General features: G+C 66.7%; 13 protein-coding genes and 2 pseudogenes. 11 read left to right on the plus strand and 4 right to left on the minus strand.

Annotation, left to right across the window (positions count from 1 at the left end):
• From ABFX50_RS36635 to ABFX50_RS36645, 3 genes and pseudogenes are all read left to right on the plus strand, one after another.
• Positions 1-382 (plus strand): transposase family protein (locus ABFX50_RS36635; RefSeq protein WP_346153055.1); only part of this gene is annotated, 382 nt, incomplete at its 5' end.
• Positions 383-1,891: pseudogene (locus ABFX50_RS36640) on the plus strand (IS1182 family transposase); the annotation flags it as partial. It abuts the gene before it with no gap.
• 263 nt (positions 1,892-2,154) lie between these two features.
• Positions 2,155-3,807 carry a YncE family protein gene (locus tag ABFX50_RS36645; RefSeq protein WP_346153057.1) on the plus strand — a complete coding sequence of 551 codons (1,653 nt, stop codon included), beginning with the start codon at positions 2,155-2,157 and terminating at the stop codon, positions 3,805-3,807.
• Between the two features lie 853 nt (positions 3,808-4,660).
• Here ABFX50_RS36645 and ABFX50_RS36650 read toward each other — a convergent pair.
• A complete protein-coding gene (locus ABFX50_RS36650; RefSeq protein WP_346153059.1) occupies positions 4,661-4,996 on the minus strand; it encodes a hypothetical protein in 336 nt (111 codons plus the stop codon).
• Positions 4,997-5,135: 139 nt separating this feature from the next.
• Between ABFX50_RS36650 and ABFX50_RS36655 the strand changes: the two genes are divergently transcribed.
• From ABFX50_RS36655 to ABFX50_RS36665, 3 genes and pseudogenes are all read left to right on the plus strand, one after another.
• Positions 5,136-5,762 carry an integrase core domain-containing protein gene (locus ABFX50_RS36655; RefSeq protein ID WP_346153225.1) on the plus strand — a complete coding sequence of 209 codons (627 nt, stop codon included), beginning with the start codon at positions 5,136-5,138 and terminating at the stop codon, positions 5,760-5,762.
• Positions 5,763-6,087: 325 nt separating this feature from the next.
• Positions 6,088-7,622, plus strand: a pseudogene (locus tag ABFX50_RS36660) (ISL3 family transposase).
• A gap of 521 nt (positions 7,623-8,143) precedes the next feature.
• Positions 8,144-9,436 (plus strand): tyrosine-type recombinase/integrase, encoded by a 1,293-nt coding sequence (locus ABFX50_RS36665; protein WP_346153061.1) that lies wholly within the window; start codon positions 8,144-8,146, stop codon positions 9,434-9,436.
• A gap of 267 nt (positions 9,437-9,703) precedes the next feature.
• On the opposite strand, the gene ABFX50_RS36670 is transcribed toward ABFX50_RS36665, so the two are convergent.
• From ABFX50_RS36670 to ABFX50_RS36680, 3 genes are all read right to left on the minus strand, one after another.
• Complete coding sequence (locus ABFX50_RS36670) at positions 9,704-10,270, minus strand: DUF6461 domain-containing protein (RefSeq protein WP_346153063.1); 567 nt, start codon at positions 10,268-10,270, stop codon at positions 9,704-9,706.
• A gap of 569 nt (positions 10,271-10,839) precedes the next feature.
• Positions 10,840-11,382, minus strand: coding sequence for a flavoprotein (locus tag ABFX50_RS36675; protein ID WP_346153065.1), 543 nt, complete (start codon positions 11,380-11,382; stop codon positions 10,840-10,842).
• Complete coding sequence (locus tag ABFX50_RS36680) at positions 11,379-12,716, minus strand: helix-turn-helix domain-containing protein (RefSeq protein WP_346153067.1); 1,338 nt, start codon at positions 12,714-12,716, stop codon at positions 11,379-11,381. The genes ABFX50_RS36675 and ABFX50_RS36680 overlap by 4 nt, the downstream gene beginning before the upstream one ends.
• Positions 12,717-13,059: 343 nt before the next feature.
• On the opposite strand from ABFX50_RS36680, the gene ABFX50_RS36685 reads away from it, so the two are divergent.
• The 5 genes from ABFX50_RS36685 to ABFX50_RS36705 all read left to right on the plus strand — a co-directional run bounded on the left by ABFX50_RS36685 (position 13,060) and on the right by ABFX50_RS36705 (position 15,630).
• Positions 13,060-13,344, plus strand: a complete 285-nt coding sequence (locus tag ABFX50_RS36685; protein WP_346153069.1) for a hypothetical protein — start codon at positions 13,060-13,062, stop codon at positions 13,342-13,344.
• A gap of 245 nt (positions 13,345-13,589) precedes the next feature.
• The gene (locus tag ABFX50_RS36690) at positions 13,590-14,324 is read left to right on the plus strand and encodes a GntR family transcriptional regulator (RefSeq protein WP_346153227.1); all 735 of its coding nucleotides are present in this window, start codon (positions 13,590-13,592) and stop codon (positions 14,322-14,324) included.
• Between the two features lie 8 nt (positions 14,325-14,332).
• Positions 14,333-14,782: a hypothetical protein gene (locus tag ABFX50_RS36695; RefSeq protein ID WP_346153070.1), complete on the plus strand. Its 450-nt coding sequence runs from the start codon at positions 14,333-14,335 to the stop codon at positions 14,780-14,782.
• A gap of 135 nt (positions 14,783-14,917) precedes the next feature.
• Positions 14,918-15,334: a plasmid replication, integration and excision activator gene (locus tag ABFX50_RS36700; protein WP_346153072.1), complete on the plus strand. Its 417-nt coding sequence runs from the start codon at positions 14,918-14,920 to the stop codon at positions 15,332-15,334.
• The gene (locus tag ABFX50_RS36705; protein ID WP_346153074.1) at positions 15,334-15,630 is read left to right on the plus strand and encodes a hypothetical protein; all 297 of its coding nucleotides are present in this window, start codon (positions 15,334-15,336) and stop codon (positions 15,628-15,630) included. The genes ABFX50_RS36700 and ABFX50_RS36705 overlap by 1 nt, the downstream gene beginning before the upstream one ends.
• Positions 15,631-15,698: the final 68 nt, after the last annotated feature.

Raw genomic sequence — 15,698 nt, forward strand, 5'->3', positions numbered from 1 at the left:
CAAACACAAACAGCATGGGGTGAACGTGCAACTGCTGGCCGATCCGGTGGGCCGGCTGGTGTGGGCCTCGCCGGCGCTACCGGGAGCGGTGCACGACATGAGTGCTGCTCGGACGGTCGGCCTGATCGACGCCCTGACCAGTGCCGGCGGCACGATCCGGACACCGTTCAAACGACATCGCCATCGGCCCGGGCTCTCCCGCAGCCAGCGAGACGTCAACCGCGCCCACGCCCGCATCCGCGCCATCGGCGAACGCGCCGTCGCGACCTTGAAGAGTTGGAAGGTGCTGACCAAGCTGCGCTGCTGCCCGCATCGAGCGACCGCAATCGTGCAGGCCATCCTCGTCCTGCAGCTCATCGAAGAGGGCCGCTACTCAGGATGAAAAGGGCTCAGTGTGTTCGCGTTCCTGGCCGAGCATCGCCAGGCATTGTTCCCGGCGGAGATGTTCGCGGACATGTACCCCTCGTCCAACGGGCGTCCCAGCATGCCGCCGCAGGTCCTGGCGGCTGCGGTGGTGTTGCAGACGTTGCACGGGCTGTCGGACGTCGACACCGTAGCGGAGTTGCGGTGCGATCTGCGGTGGAAGGCGGCCTGCGGGCTTGGGCTGCACGACACCGCCTTCGATCCGTCGCTGGTGACCTACTTCCGGCGGCGGCTGGCCCGCTCCAAACGGCCGAACCGGATCTTTGAGGCTGTTCGTGAGGTGATCGCGGCGACCGGGGTGCTCAAGGGCCGGCAGCGGCGGGCACTGGATTCCACGGTGCTGGATGACGCGGTGGCCACCCAGGACACCGTCACCCAGCTGATCGCCGCGATCCGGCGGGTGATGCGCCAGGTGCCCGGCGCCGCGCAGGTCGCCGCCGCCTGCTGCACCGCCCACGACTATGCCGATCCAGGCAAACCGCGCATCGCCTGGAACGACGAGCAAGCCCGGGCCGTGCTCGTCAATGCCCTCGTCACCGACGCCATCCGCCTGCTGGCCGGTCTGCCCGAGCAGCCGCTGGACGAGCAAGCCGCTACTGCGGTGGGCCTGCTGGCTCTGGTCGCCGGCCAAGACGTCGAACCGGCCGAGGACTCCGACGGCCGCGACGGGCGCTGGCGCATCGCTCAGCGCACCGTCCCCGACCGCGTGATCTCCACCGTCGATGCGGAATCGCGGCATGTGCACAAGACCCGCAGCCACCGCCAGGACGGCTTCAAAGCGCATCTGGCAGTCGAACCCGAGACCGGCCTGTTCACCGTGGTGGCGCTGCGGCCAGGATCCGGTGCCGCCCACCACGAAGCCGCTCTGGCCGCCGATCTGCTGGCCGAGGAAGACGACGCTGTCGAGGTCTTCGGCGATGCCGCCTACTCCACAGGAACCTGCCGCCAGACGCTGACCTCGGCAGGGCATCGTCTCGTGATCAAACCCGCCCCGTTACGGCCGGCCGTGCCCGGCGGGTTCGACCTGGACGACTTCGCCATCGACACCACCGCCGGCACCGTCACCTGCCCCGCCGGACACGCCGCCGCTTTCACCGGCAACACCGACAAGAAACGCGCCACCTTCGGCCGACTGTGTGAGGGCTGCCCGATGCGACACCGGTGCATCACGGCCAAGAACGGCCGCGTCGTGCGGAGCCGTCCGAACCACGACCTGCAGGCCGCCGCGCGCCGCCAAGCCGCCACCGACCTGGACTGGCAGGCCGGCTACCGCCGCTGGCGGCCACCCGTCGAACGCGCCGTCGCCTGGCTCGCCGCTCGCGGCAACCGGCGCTTACGCTACATCGGCACCATCAAGAACAACCCCTGGCTCCACACCCGCGCCGCCGCCCTCAACCCGCGCACCCTGATCAATCTCGGGCTCACCCGCACAGACAGCACCTGGACACTGACCTCAGAGCTCAGCTGACAACACAGGTCTCACACCAGAGCCACAGGCCGTCAGAACAAGATCTTCACTGGCCTTCTAGGCAACGGCCGCGGGACGAGTCCGCTCTTCGAATCGCGACGCCGAAGATCCCTAGACGACAACCCCGCACTATGCGAATATGTGTTCGATTAGCGAAGATCGTCAGCGGAGGCGAGTCCCGTAGTCATGTCGGAGTGCTCACCTCTCCTCTTCTCCTCCAGAACGGAGTGCCTGTGCGCCCATCAACCTCTGCCCATACTCCCGTGTCTCGCCGATTAGTTGCCTGGGCGGGGACCCTGCTCCTGACGGCTGTCCTGCTCGTCACTCAGGCGCCCACCGCCGCGGCCGGCGCGACCGCCGCGACCGTCATCGACCTCGGCGTCGCCGCCGACAGGGGCGGCGACGTGGTGGGGCACAACGGGAAGATCTTCGTCGCCGCCGACGATCGGATCGTGGTCACCAAAAGCGACGGCGCGCTCATCGACACGATCAGCGGTCTGTCCGGTGCCGTGGCCCTGTCCGTGGCGGACAACGGCAGGAAGGTGTACGCGGCGCTGCGCGATTCGCATGAAGTGATCGAGATCGACATCACCACGCTCGCCATCACCAAGCGGGTCGGCCTCACCGCCTACCCGTGCCCGTCCACGCTGGCCCAGTCGTACGAGCGGCTGTGGGTCGGCTACGGGTGCGGACAGGCGGGAGAAGGAGGCGTCGTCGCCCTAGAGATGTGGAGGTCGACACCCGCCCTCGTCCCTGTCGGGTCTGGCGCAACGCAGCCTCCGCTGGTCGCCGTCGCCGGGAGCACGCTGGTGGCGGGAGAGCCGGGAGCCGACCCCACCTCGATCAGCGTGTATGACGTCAGCACCGCTCAGGCCACCCCGCGCGGTGAGATCCGCGCCGACACGTCCCTGCGGGACCTCGCCCTCGCCGACTACGGGTCAGCGGCGCTGTCGGCGCTGGCCGACACCCACCGGTTCGACGCCTGGGACACGACGACCAACGCCAAGACACGCGCATACGACAGCGGCGAGCTGAGCGAGCACGGCCTCCCCACCGCCGTCGCGGCCAGCCCGAACGGCGCCTACGTCGTGGGCGGCTGGAACTCCTCCGCGGGCGACGCGGCGGAGCTCGTGGTGTACGACCCCGCCACGGCGGAGGTGATCTACTCGGCCGACCACCAGGGGAAGACGCTGGTGGCAGGCAGCATCGCCTTCTACGGCGTACTCACCTATGCGGTGCTGAAGGAGCCCGACACCGGGCGGATGCACCTGTGGCGGCTGCCGCATTCGCCTTACCATGCCTCCACCCTGACCATGACAGCTCCCTTCGAGGCGACCGCGCTCAAGCAGCTGACCTTCAGCGGGCGGCTCACGCTGAGCACCGGCGCGCTGCCCGGCGTGCAGACCCTGGAGCTGTACCGCTGGCTCCCCGACGGCACCTCCCGGCCCTTCCAGGAGATCACCACGGCAGCGGACGGGACGTATCAATTCACCGACGCCCCGCCGTCCACGGGAGCGTTCAAGTATCAGGTGTACTGGCCGGGCAACTCATGGTTTCGGGGTAGCGGCTCCTCGGTGACCGTCACGATGGCCAAGTATCAGCCGACCCTCACCGTGACCGGACTGGCGACCGGCAACGTCGGCGAGCGACTCGAATTCAACGGAACCTTCGGCGCCGACGGCATCACCTTCCCGCAGACGATTATCACCGTCTCTCGCAAGGTCGTCAGCCCGGACGGCACCGGCACCTCGACGGGCCTGGTGAAGTTGGCCCCCGCCGCCGACGGGTCGTTCAGCTTCTCCGATACGCCGACCACGGCCGGCGAACACACGTACATCGTCAAGTTGTTCGGCAACTCGACCATCGAGCCAGCGAGCACCACCCACGTGGTCACCGTCCTCCAGCCGCCCGCGTAGCATCCCGACGCCCGGGTGACGGCGACCCGACTCGCCGTCACCCGCGTCTCCCGTCCCACCGCGAAGGACTGACAGAGGCTCCCGACGACCGGCAGAGCGATCGCTTGCCCGCGTCCGGTGCCGAGTTCCAAAGTCTCCTGACGCGATCGGCCAAGGCCTGCCCGCACGATCCACACCCACATCCACATTTACCACCTCGCATGCCCACCGCATGCGGCCAGCGTGACGGCGTGCGCGAGCGCTTGTCCGGCGTGCTGGTGCAGCACCATCCCCGCCGTCCTGGCTTGGCGACGTACCGCGCAACGGGCCGAGCGGGGGATCAGCGTGCGTGGCGGCGCCGTCGTCCTCGCCAAGGTGACTGGCCCGGTGTGACAGCCTCGCTGGTCGACCCGCCGAGGCCTTCAGTAGCGGCGTTGCCCTGGCCAACTCGTGACCCGTCGCTCGCCTCGCCGCAGCCCAGCGCTCGGACGACTGCGACCCCGAACTCCGCAACCCGACCAGCTTTGCCCGGCGTCCGCCCGTGCTTGTCGCCGACCGACCCCTGACCGGCGCCTGCCTGGCCGTCATCGACTCCTTCAGAGGGATCGGCCGGATGCTGCGTGTCTGGACGCCGGCCACCGTGCCGGCCTCTGCGGCCGCCACCAGAGGCCAGACCGGCTCCGATGTGCTGGTCGCCCCCCGGGCCACTGAAGTCGCCGCTCCTTGGGCGGCCGGTAAGAATCGCGCCACACAGCCCAAACGAGTGGCATCGCCCCAGATCACGGTGTGCGACTGCGCCACCCGTGCCCGCCCCTCTTCCCCAAAGGGACCTGTGCCGGATAGTGGTCAGCGCGGATGCGGGGGATGCGTGCGCTCAGCGTCCTTGTGGCCGGGGGTCGGCGGTCAGAGTGAGGCTGCCCGGCAGGGCGACGATGGGGTCGTGGAAGCGGGCGGCGAGCTCTGGCACGCACGGCGGGTCCCCCGCTTCGGCCGCCCACCCGTTGACCGCGACCCGCCACGCAGCCACGAGCATGTCGCCCGCCAGCCGGGTCCGCGGATCGTCCGGCAGATCGAGCTGCCGGTGGAGGAGCTCCACCACGGACCTCATGGTGGATTCGCAGAAGTGCAGGTTGTGCGCGTCCATCGAGGGCGTCTCCTGCGACAGGCGGTAGCTCAGTACGGCCCGCCCCGCCCACGCCTCGTCGGCCACCCGCTCCAGCGTGTGGGGCTCAAGAACACGATTCGTCGCCAGCGCCGGGGTTCATCGCCTGGTCGGGCCGGGCGCTCCTGGGACAGCGGGCGACTGGTGTTCGGGTTGCCTGGGATCATCTTTCGTGCTCTTGTCCACGGTGTACGCCGTCACTCGACGTCTGCTGTCCCTGCCCGCGCTGTTGTTTCGCAGTGACGTCTCCAAGGAGGCGGAATTGCTGGTGCTCAGGCACGAGAACGCGGTTCTGCGCCGTCAGGTCCCACGGGTGCGCTATGAGCCGGCCGATCGCCTGTGGTTGGCGGCGCACCTGCTTGGTGTCACCGCCAACCCCACGGGCGAATGGACCACCCAGGTTGCCCGCAACTTCCTCATGGACACCGACCTGACGAACATCAAGTTCCTGATCCGCGACCGTGCCGGCCAGTTCACCGATGCCTTCGACACGGTCTTCGCCGACGCGGGCCTGCGCGTCCTCAGGAGCCCGCCACAAGCCCCGAAAGCCAACGCACACTGCGAAAGAATCATCGGCACCCTACGTCGCGAACTCCTCGACCGCACGCTCATCCTCAATGAGCGACACCTACACCGAATCCTCACCCGATACCTGGAGCACTACAACACCGCCCGACCCCACCGCGGCCTCGGCCAGCTAAGCCCCTCTCAAGCTGAAACCGGACAGCCATCGCCAGTCGACCTGGCAAGCCATCGGGTCCACCGCAGGCCCATACTCGGCGGTCTCGTCAACGAGTACCAGATCGCCAGCTAACGCTACCAAGAATCCGCAGGTCAGACATCGGATCCTATTTTTGAGCCCCACAAGTTCTTCGACGGTGAGTCCGAGGCGATCAGCTACCCCCGCAGGCTTGTCGATCCGCAGGACCCCCGTCTCGGTCTTGCTTCGTCCGAGGATCACCCGTCGGCCAAGCCCGCAGTCCTTCACGATGAGCAACGCGGCTTCGTACTCCACCGTGTCGCCGGCAGCAGACGATGCTTTTCTGACGGCCCAAAGGCGCCGCTCGTGGGACTGTAAGAAGAACGGCTCTGTCTCGTAATCGGTGGTGGCGCTGAGTGATCACCTGCCAGCCTGAGCCGTGCTGAAGATCAACGATCTAGTGGGCGTGGTGTTCTCGGGGCTGTCTGACCTGGTCATCGAGGATGTAGTGGACGAGACCGACCTCATTCGGGTCTTGGCCCGCACTCGCGATGAGCCTGTGCCATGCCCGGTGTGCGGGGTGCTGACCGACCGTGTGCACGCCTTCTGCGGCCGGACAGTCACGGACGTCCCGGTCGACGGGCGGAGGGTAGTGGTGTCGGTGAGAGTACGGCGCCTGGTCTGCCCCGCGCTGGGATGCCCACGGCAACGTTCCGTGAACAGGTGCCGGGGCTGCTGGAGCGCTACCAGCGGCGCACCAGGAGGCTCACAAGCCAGCTGGGAGCGGTGGTGAGAGAGCTCGCGGGCCGGGCGGGCGCTCGTCTCTCACAGGCGCTGGACGTCGCGGTGTCCAGGTCCACGGCGCTGCGGCTGCTCATGCGATTGCCGCTGCCGCCACCGCGGATCCCCCGGGTGCTCGGGGTCGATGACTTCGCTCTCAAGCGCCGCCACCGGTACGCCACCATTCTCACCGACGCCGAGACCGGCGAGCGCATCGACGTTCTCCCAGGCCGTGGCGCCGATGCCCTTGAGGCGTGGCTGCGTACCCATCCCGGAGTGGAGATCGTCTGCCGGGACGGGTCAGGTGCCTACGGCGAGGCGATACGGAGAGCGTTGCCCGACGCGACGCAGGTCAGCGACAGGTGGCACGTGTGGAAAAACCTCTGCGACAAGACCCTCGCCGAGATCCGCTCCCACAGCTCCTGCTGGGCCACGGTCAACCCGGCCCGGCCCGCCGGTGTCCGGGAGCAGACCACCCGGGAACGCTGGCAGCAGATCCATCACCTGCTGGACAAGGGCGTTGGCCTGCTGGAATGCGCACGCCGCCTCAATCTGTCCCGGAACACCGTCAAACGCTACGCCCGCACCCGTGAGCCCGAGGCCCTGCGCCGCGCTCCACGCTACCGGCCCACCCTCGTCGATCCTTACCGCGATCACCTGCGGGAGCGGCGCGCCGCCGATCCAGCCGTCCCGGCCCTCCAACTGTTCTGTGAGATCAAGGAACTCGGTTACACGGGCAGCCTCAATCTGCTCTACCGCTACATCACCCAAGGGCGAGCCGAGGGCGATCGGCCCGTCATCACACCACGGCGTCTCGCTCGGCTCCTGCTCACCCGCCCCGACAAGCTGCGTGAGGCCGACACCAAGCTGCTGGAGGAACTCGCGGCTACTTGCCCCGAACTGGCCCAGCTCGTTCGCCTGGTCCGTGCCTTCGCTGAACTCCTCCTCCCGGCCGAAGGCAACGACGCCAAGCTCGCTGCCTGGCTCACCGACGCCCGGGCCGCTAACCTGCCCCACCTGCACGGCTTCGCCAACGGCCTCGAACTCGACCGCGAAGCTGTGAACGCCGGCATCACCTTGCCGCATCACAACGGCCGAACCGAAGGCGTCAACACGCGAACGAAGAGAATCATGCGGCAGATGCACGGCCGGGCTGGGTTCGACCTCCTGCGCCACCGCGTCCTGCTGCAGTGAAGATCACCCAGCGCCACCACCGATTACGAGACAGAGCCGTTAACTGGACAGACCCCTCCGTCCTAACCGGATGCGTCCTGAGGCACCCCGAGCAGGACCAGGTACTGGCCGACGTGTGCTCGGGGCCGCTAATCGGTCAGGCCGACCTTGCCGCTGCTGGCGTGCTCCCGGTCCCGGAATCAGCGACGAGGCCGCCGAAGCCAACGCAAGATGGTGCCTGGCCTCTTCCTGACATCTGATCTTAATCCGCGGGTCCGGGATTCGAGTCTGTTGCGTACCGGCTCTGCTCAGACCCGAACCCCGTCTGTGGGATCGGGACTGAACTGTGCTAGCGCCGAGACGAGGCTGGCTGGGGCGAGTGACACGGATGGTGGCTCAGCAGGGGTGCAACAGGCCGGGTAGCCCGGCATTTGAGCCGCATGTCGGCGGCTGTTGCTGCCGGGAACTGCGAGATATGCAATTGCCCGAACGACGTCATGTCTTCCTGATGCGCCCGTCTTGCAGATGAGGAGGAGGGCAAGATGGGTGAGCCGGTGGTGTACAAACGGTGTGGTTGCTCAGCTCAGGACAGGGCGTGCCCCGACCTGGCTGACGAAAGTCACGGTTTGTGGTACTTCGCGATCCAGGTGCTGGGCCCAAACGGACGTAAGGAGCGGGTGCGGCGAGGCGGCTTCCAGACAGCGGGGCACGCCACGCAAGCTGCCCACGAACTCGCTGCCGCCGATAGTCCTGGTGCGGTGAGCGCAGCGTGCACCATGGCGCAGTGGCTGCGCCGCTGGCTGACCACCCTTCAACCTGTCCGCGAACGTACAAGGCAGGGTTATGCCGATCATGTGCGGATCCACCTGATCCCGGGGTTGGGTCGGATCTCGCTCGCGGAGCTGGCACCAGTCGATCTACGGCGCTTCTTCGCCGACCTAGCTCAGCGGCGTAATCGGTACGGCAAGGCACTGTCGCCGTCCACCGTGCAGAGGATCCACGCCACCTTGCGGGCCGCACTCAACGAGGCGATCCGCGAAGGTCTGATCGACACGAATCCGGCACGCCGGTTGCGTCTGCCGCCCACCCGGCGTCCCCATGCCCAGGTCTGGACCCGGAGCCGGGTAGCGGTGTGGCGGGCCACGGGACAGCGTCCAGCGGTGACAGTGTGGACGACCGAACACCTGACGGCGTTCCTGGACTACGTCCGCGAGGACATGTTGTACCCGCTGTGGTGGCTGGCCGCGCTGCGCGGTCTGCGCCGCGGCGAGCTCGCCGGCCTGCGGTGGGTGGACATCAGCCTGGAGACCCGCGAACTCACCGTCGTCCAGCAGCTCATCCACGTCAACGGCCGGCTACAAGTCGTCCCGCCCAAAAGCGAGGCCAGCCAGCGCACGATCGCCCTGGACGCCGAAACGATGCGTCTCATGCGCTGCCATCAACAACGCCAGCGTCTGAGCGGGCTCGATGCCGCGGGCTGGGTGTTCACTCGCGAAGACGGTCAGCCGATCCGACCGGACTACTTGACCTACCGGTTCCGCAGGCTCGTGACCGCCAGCGGACTGCTTCCAGTACGGCTACATGACCTGCGCCACGGCGCCGCCTCCACAGCGTTGGCCGCGCATGTGGACCTGCGGACGGTCCAGGGCCAGCTCGGGCACGCCAGCATCGTGCTGACCTCCGACACCTACGCCTCGGTGCTGCCCGAACTCCATCACGAGGCGGCCGAGGCAACGGCACGCCTGGTAATGACCACAGCGCGGAGAACAGGTCACAGGCTACGGAAGCGGACGATTCAACTCCGGCGTCGCCCAACGACCCGCCCGCCCCGATAGGTGTTTTGTCGGGAAACGTTCGCGGTGTCGGTTTGTCCCAGGCGTGACCCAAGTATGACCCACCTCTTGATTCTTTGACCAAGGGGTGGGTGAATCTGCAGGTCAGAGTGGTAGGGCGCCCGGGGCTCGAACCCGGAACCTACGGATTAAAAGTGGATCTAGCCATTAGCGGCGAGATGTTTCGTGACCTGCGGTCCGCCCCGCTGGTGATCGGTTAGCCGAGCAGCGATTCCGCGCATATTCCGGATCTTCGTGGAGCGGCGTGGCTTACACGTAGGGGTAGAGATGCTCTGTTGAGCCGACCAGGGCAGTTTGTCCGTAACCGGCACGTGGCAAGTGAACGCCTGTGGCTCGTTCCGCGAGGGCCAGGGCGGCTGAGGTGGGCTCATTGATTCCTGGCTCGTCGCCGTCGATGGCCATCCCCAACTCAACGACGTCGGCCGCGAGGCGGTCTGGATCGGTGCCCTCACGATAGCGGTAGCTGTACAGGCCGAAGGTAGTGATCAGGCGGCCGTCCTCGTAATAGGCGAAGTCAGCTCTATTGATCGTTACGTGTACGGCTGCAGCGGATGAACCCTCAGACAGGATGTCGGATTCGTTGTGGACAATGCCTCCCCAGCCTTGTTCGATCAGGACTGTTCCGCCACGTGCTGAACATGCTGCGACGCCGAATCCCTCTCCGACCAAAGGACTGCCGGGGATGACGTTGATCCGTTGCAAGGCTTCTTCGGGGGACAGATCCCGTACGAAGCTGACGCAGAGCCAGGTCTCTCCCACGCCATCTGTGAACTCCTGATAGAGCCACTCGTAGGTCGCCGCCGTAGCCTTACTCATGGACGTGAGCCTCTCATAGCTGGGCAATCTCGACGATCTTTCCAGACGTGCACGACAAACTCGCCCGGGATCTGCCCCGACTTCACCTGTCTGATCGTCCCGTCACCGTCGTCCCACCCGTCAGGGAAGCGGGCCGGGGGCCAGAGGTGAAGGTGGAGCTCCCCACTGGAAGAACGACCTTCACCTCTGGCCCCTGGGCTGCTGGGCATGTCCTGGGGCGATGGTGACGGGACGATCAGGCTTCCACCTCAGCCACTGACAGCCTGCCGCTCGTCGCGATCATCCTTGATCTCGAGGCCCCCGCCGGAGGCATCAGGTTGAAGCTGTATCGGCTGAGAACCGAGAGGGTAGAGCGGCCGACGTCAATGCGAAGCCCTCGGAAGGGCCGCGTAGCGGTTGGGTCTGGCGGAATGCTCGACCTGACCGTGATTGCCGTTGGATCTGGACGGTGTATCTCCGTCAGCGCGGCCCGAGCACGGGCGCGCGCGAGAACGGCCCCCAGGCCGCACGCGCAGCGTGCGGCCCGCAAGCTCGGGCCGCGTGGCGGCGCGGAGCGCCGCCCTTGATTACTATGAGCTCAATTCGGCAAGTTCGCTGAGTGCGCGTTTCCACGGGTAGGTGTCGAACTGCTCCCCGCCCGTGCTCGGTGCGTGTGGCTCGAACTGGCCGGGGCCGAACAGGACGCGCACTCCTTCGGCGCGTAGGTCTTCGACGCTGCGCAGGAACGGGGCTCGCGAGGCACGTGCGCTGTTCACGAACGGCAGGACTACGACCGGGATACCCAGACCTGGCGCCTCCGATAGCAGACCAAGAGCGTAGGTGTCGGCGATGCCTTGGGCGAACTTGTTGATCGTGTTGTACGTGGCGGGGGCCACGATGATGGCGTCGGCTCGGGGCGACTTGGGCTCGGACGGCTTGCGGTACTGGCTGCGTATAGGACGGCCGGTCTGCTGCTCCAGCTCTGGCGCGTCGATGAAGTCGAGTGCCGGTGGGGTGGCGATGATCTGGACAGTCCATCCGTCGTCCTGAGCCAGGGCGACGAGGCGGCCGACATCTGCGGCCGGTCCGGCGGCGCACACGATGATGTACAGGACCTTGCCAGGCTGGGTCACGCGATGACTCCCACAGATTCGGCGTACTCACGAGCTTCGCGCCGCACACTGATGGGCGCTGTGGCCAGAATGTCACGGACCAACCGCAATGCCGCTTCCCGCCCTGAGACCTCCTCGGGCGCGATCTCTCCAGCGGCGCGCAGGATGTGCAACGCCTGCTCGTGCTTGCCGCACATCAGAAAGGCGCTGGCGGTGTCGAGGAGAAGCGTGGCCTTGCGCTCGTTGATCGGTAGCTTGTCGATCTCCACGTGTCGTGCGTGCTCGATCGCGGTTCCCGCGTCGCCCAGTCGCAGCGCGATGTTGACGCGGTGGCACAGCACGTTGTTCGGCCCGAAAGCGGTCCACATGTGGTTGCCGTCGTGTCCGAGTCGAGTGCCTGCCTGTGCGGCCTCGTCGAGAAGTTCGGCGATGTTGTGCCGATCGCCGCTCTGTGCTGCGGCGACCGCTCCACGGAGCAAGAGCGACCCGTAGATGGACAGGTCGTCGGGTGATGGGTCACTCATGTCGGCGTCCATGCGTACGGCTGCCGCACGTGTCGCTTCGGTGGCTGCCCGGTGGTGCCCGCCGTCCATCAGAGCGTGGGTGATGATGCGAGAGCTCGACCCGATCATGAGTGGGCTTCCGCTGGCATGCGCGGCTTGAATGCTGCGGTCTGCGGCGAGCCAGGCGAGGCCCTTGTCGTCTTGCTTGAGCAGGATGGAGGCGGCCACGTGATGGGCCTCGGCTGACAGGGCATGAGCCTGCAGCTGGGCGTCGCCGTCCGACTGGGCGCAAGCGACGCGGAGACTGCGGAGAAGCGCGGGCAGAGCCTCGGTGACCTGCGCATATCGGCAGGCTTGATAGTTCTGCTTCGCCGCCACGACAGCAGCGGAAAGGGATTTCAAGTCAACCGGCCCGTTCATGGGCGTGGAGTAGTCGGTCAGAACGGTAGCCAGCTTTTCGATATGGCGGCTGGTGTCCAGCGGCTTTTCCGGCTGCCCCAGGACGGCGCTGAACAAAGCGGCCCCTGTCAAGCCGACGAATTCACGGCGTCGCACGCTGTCATTCTCCTCACGATTGGCGAGGTTGACCGTAAACGAGCTGCTGCGCCGAGTCGGAACAAAACCCAGGTCTTCGGGCTTCAGTCCGGTGACCTCGGCGATCGCCTGGCGGTACGGCTCGCGAGGCCACCTGACCTCGCCGGCCTCCCAACGCCTGATGCGCTCCTCGTCGCAGGCCAGCTTGTGTTTGACCCCGCTCGCGCTGAGGATGACCATTTTTGCCATTTCGGCTCGGGTCAAACGCGCGTTCTCTCGCCATGCGCGGAGTTGAACGTTGGGCGTCGCCTCTGCCATATCCAACCTGCTTTCCGAGGGGGGCGAAAAGGGGCTAAGAGGGGGGCCGCTCGGGGGTCCTGCATATCTCTGTTTGCCGGTGGACTTGCCATCAATCAACCACGGTACGTCAAGCGGCCTCCCGCCACAGGGAACGCCGGATGGACGAGGAGATGGCGACGGTGATCCGGCCAGACGAGATGAGCGAGACACGCCCTTGCCCTTCGTGTCGGGGCGTCGGGTCCAAGCTGCGCATTTCGCGTCGTGCGCTGCTCGTGGCGCAGGACGGTACGGATCAAGAGATGGGTGGGGAGCGGGCGTGTCTCGACTGCCTCGGAGACGGCCGGGCCGAAGGGAGCGGAACGTGAATTCGATCATGGCCATGGCGATGGGTGATCTGGCGAAGCAGGACGAGACGAACAAGCTCGTTCGACTGCGGGACCACCTCATCGATCACGGCATCAATGCCGAGCTGCGAGACGGCAACAGTGCCCTGCTGGTGCACACGCCCGAGCCGGGACTGCCGGTGATGGTCTTCGTCGGATACGGCGGCCTGTACTACTCGTGGCAGAACGCCAACAAGCGCTACAGGGCCGATGACCCGAAAGGCGCGGCCATGGCTCTGGCCGACCACATCAAGAGCCACTAGGACGGGCGCGGCGAGGCGGTGTTGAGCCGCAGGGAGGGGTTCCTGCGATGTTCCGGGTGCCCGCCTCGTCGCGCCTCCTTCTCCCCGGTAGGCAGGCCGTGGCCCATCCCACGCCTGTACGGCGGTGCCTCGTCGTCTGCCTACCGGGGTTTCTTGCTCTGGCGAGGACGCCACATGGACATGCGCATCGGAGCGGGCTACGCTCGCACTTGGTAAAACAACCTGTTGGGTGCAGGACGGTCATGATGTCACTAGAGTCCGTGCCGCCGAAGTATGCGCAGCTCGTGCAGACCCTTCAACGGCGTATCGAGTCGGGGGAGTACCCTCCGGGCTCCCTCCTTCCCAGCGAGAACCAGCTGATCCAAGAGTTCGGCGTCTCGCGTCCCACCGTGGTCGCCGCTCTGCGCATGATGCGCGAGCAAGGCTGGATCGACTCCCAGCAGGGCAAGGGCCGCTTCGTGCGGGGCCGTCCGGCGATGGACTCGGTCGAATCCAACCGCCCCGGCCAGGCGTACCTCACCACTCCCGAGGCCGACACTCCCGGCGAGGTGCTCGAAGCGGGCGCGGTGGCCGTGCCGAACCGGATCGGCGCCTTGCTCGACGTGCCGCAGAAGGCCAAGGCGTTCCTGCGGCGGCGGCTGATCGCCCGTGACGGCGGGCCGACTGAGCTGGTGTCGCTGTGGCTGCCTCTGGAGCTGTCCGAAGGGACCGACCTGACCAGCGGGGAGCCGCTCACGCAGGGGTTGCGCGAGCATCTCAAAGCGCGTAAGGGTGTCCGCTTCGATCATGTCGTGGAGCAGATCACCGCGCGCATGCCGTCGGCGGATGAGGCCAGGAAGCTCGCCATGCCGAAGAACACGCCGCTGCTGGCGGTCTTCGGGGCGGTCCGGGATGCGGCCGGCCGGCCTCTCGTCGTGGTGGAAATTCTCCTCCCGGCCGACCGTCACGAGTTGGAAGACGCCTACGCGCTCACCTCATAATCGGCGCCATGAAACATGTCCGCATCGAGCCCGATGAGTTCGGCTTCAGCCTGGACCCTCAGCCATATCTTGAGGTGCTCCCCGGCCTGGCCGGCGGGATGCCTGCCGGTGCCCGGGAGTTCGCTACGGAGCCAGGTCACTACGACTTCAGTAAGTCTCGCTGTGTCAAGGATCTGGCGCTTGAGGGGATCGAGTTCGGCGAGAGTGATTCCCTGACTCTTCGCTTCCGCCACAACTGCTGGAAGCACGAAGAGGATTTGATCATTGGCTATATCGGAGTAACCGACTATCACGTAAGCGTGGAACTGGATGGCGGGCGGTCCCGCCTGCTCCTCGACGAAGTCCTTCCCGATAGCGGCGGTTGCCGTCATGAACTGGTCTTCCGGGACGGCACGATCGCGATCACTTGTGGTGACCTCGTTGCAACCTGGATCGACGCGGAGTGCCCGGACAAATAGCTCACCGGATGTGGCAACAAGGGTAGAGAGCCGTCACTCTCACCTAGGCACTTGACCTAGCAAGTTTGCCCGCCGTACTCTCAGAGCATAATCACTTGACAGGTTAAGTGCCTGTCTCTCAAGAGAGGAGCCGTCATGGCTCTGCAAGGTCCCATCCCCGTCACCTTCCCCATGGTGTTCCCGCACGGCTGCTACATCGTCGGCGAGGTCGAGCCCGTCAAGGACTTCGACGCCTCGACCAACGGCCGGTTCGTGCAGGCCCGCGACAAGCAGACCGGAGAGCTGGTCTGGCAGGTCGCGGTCATGGACGGTGACCCGACCCTCAAGCCCGCTCAGAAGACGGTCGCGGTCAAGATCCTCAGTCCTGTGCAGCCGGTGCCTCCCGCGCCGATGCCGGGACTGCCGTTCACCCCCGTCCAGTTCGACGGGCTCTCGGTCACGCCGTACGTCAACGGCAACGGCCGCCTGGCCTTCTCCATCAAGGTCCGCGAGATGCACGCCCCCCGCCACGCCGCCCCGAGCAAGGCCCAGGCCGGAAAGGACGCCGCTTAGTGACGCGCCGCCGTACCCCTCGAACCAGCGTGATCCGCCTGACCACCGGCCAGGCCGCGCGCACCCTCCGCCACCCCTACTCCCTGCACCCGCCCGTCCTGGCGCTCGACTTCGGCGCCACCTCGGTCCTGATCACCACAAGCGGACCGGTCACGGTGGACGACCTGAAGTTCGCCCGCCAACTCGCCCGCGAGGCCGCGCACTTCGTCCTCACGCTGGAGCGCCACTTCAGCCTGAGCCACTGTGAGCACCGGCACGCCGACCAGGCCACGGCCACCACCGGCAAGGCGGCCTGACAGCAAGCGGGGCCGCTGGAAGCGGCAACTTCCGGCGGCCCCTGGTTCTCCCACGACTTCCGCATCAC

The organism is Nonomuraea recticatena (assembly GCF_039533245.1).
Lineage (GTDB): Bacteria > Actinomycetota > Actinomycetes > Streptosporangiales > Streptosporangiaceae > Nonomuraea > Nonomuraea roseola.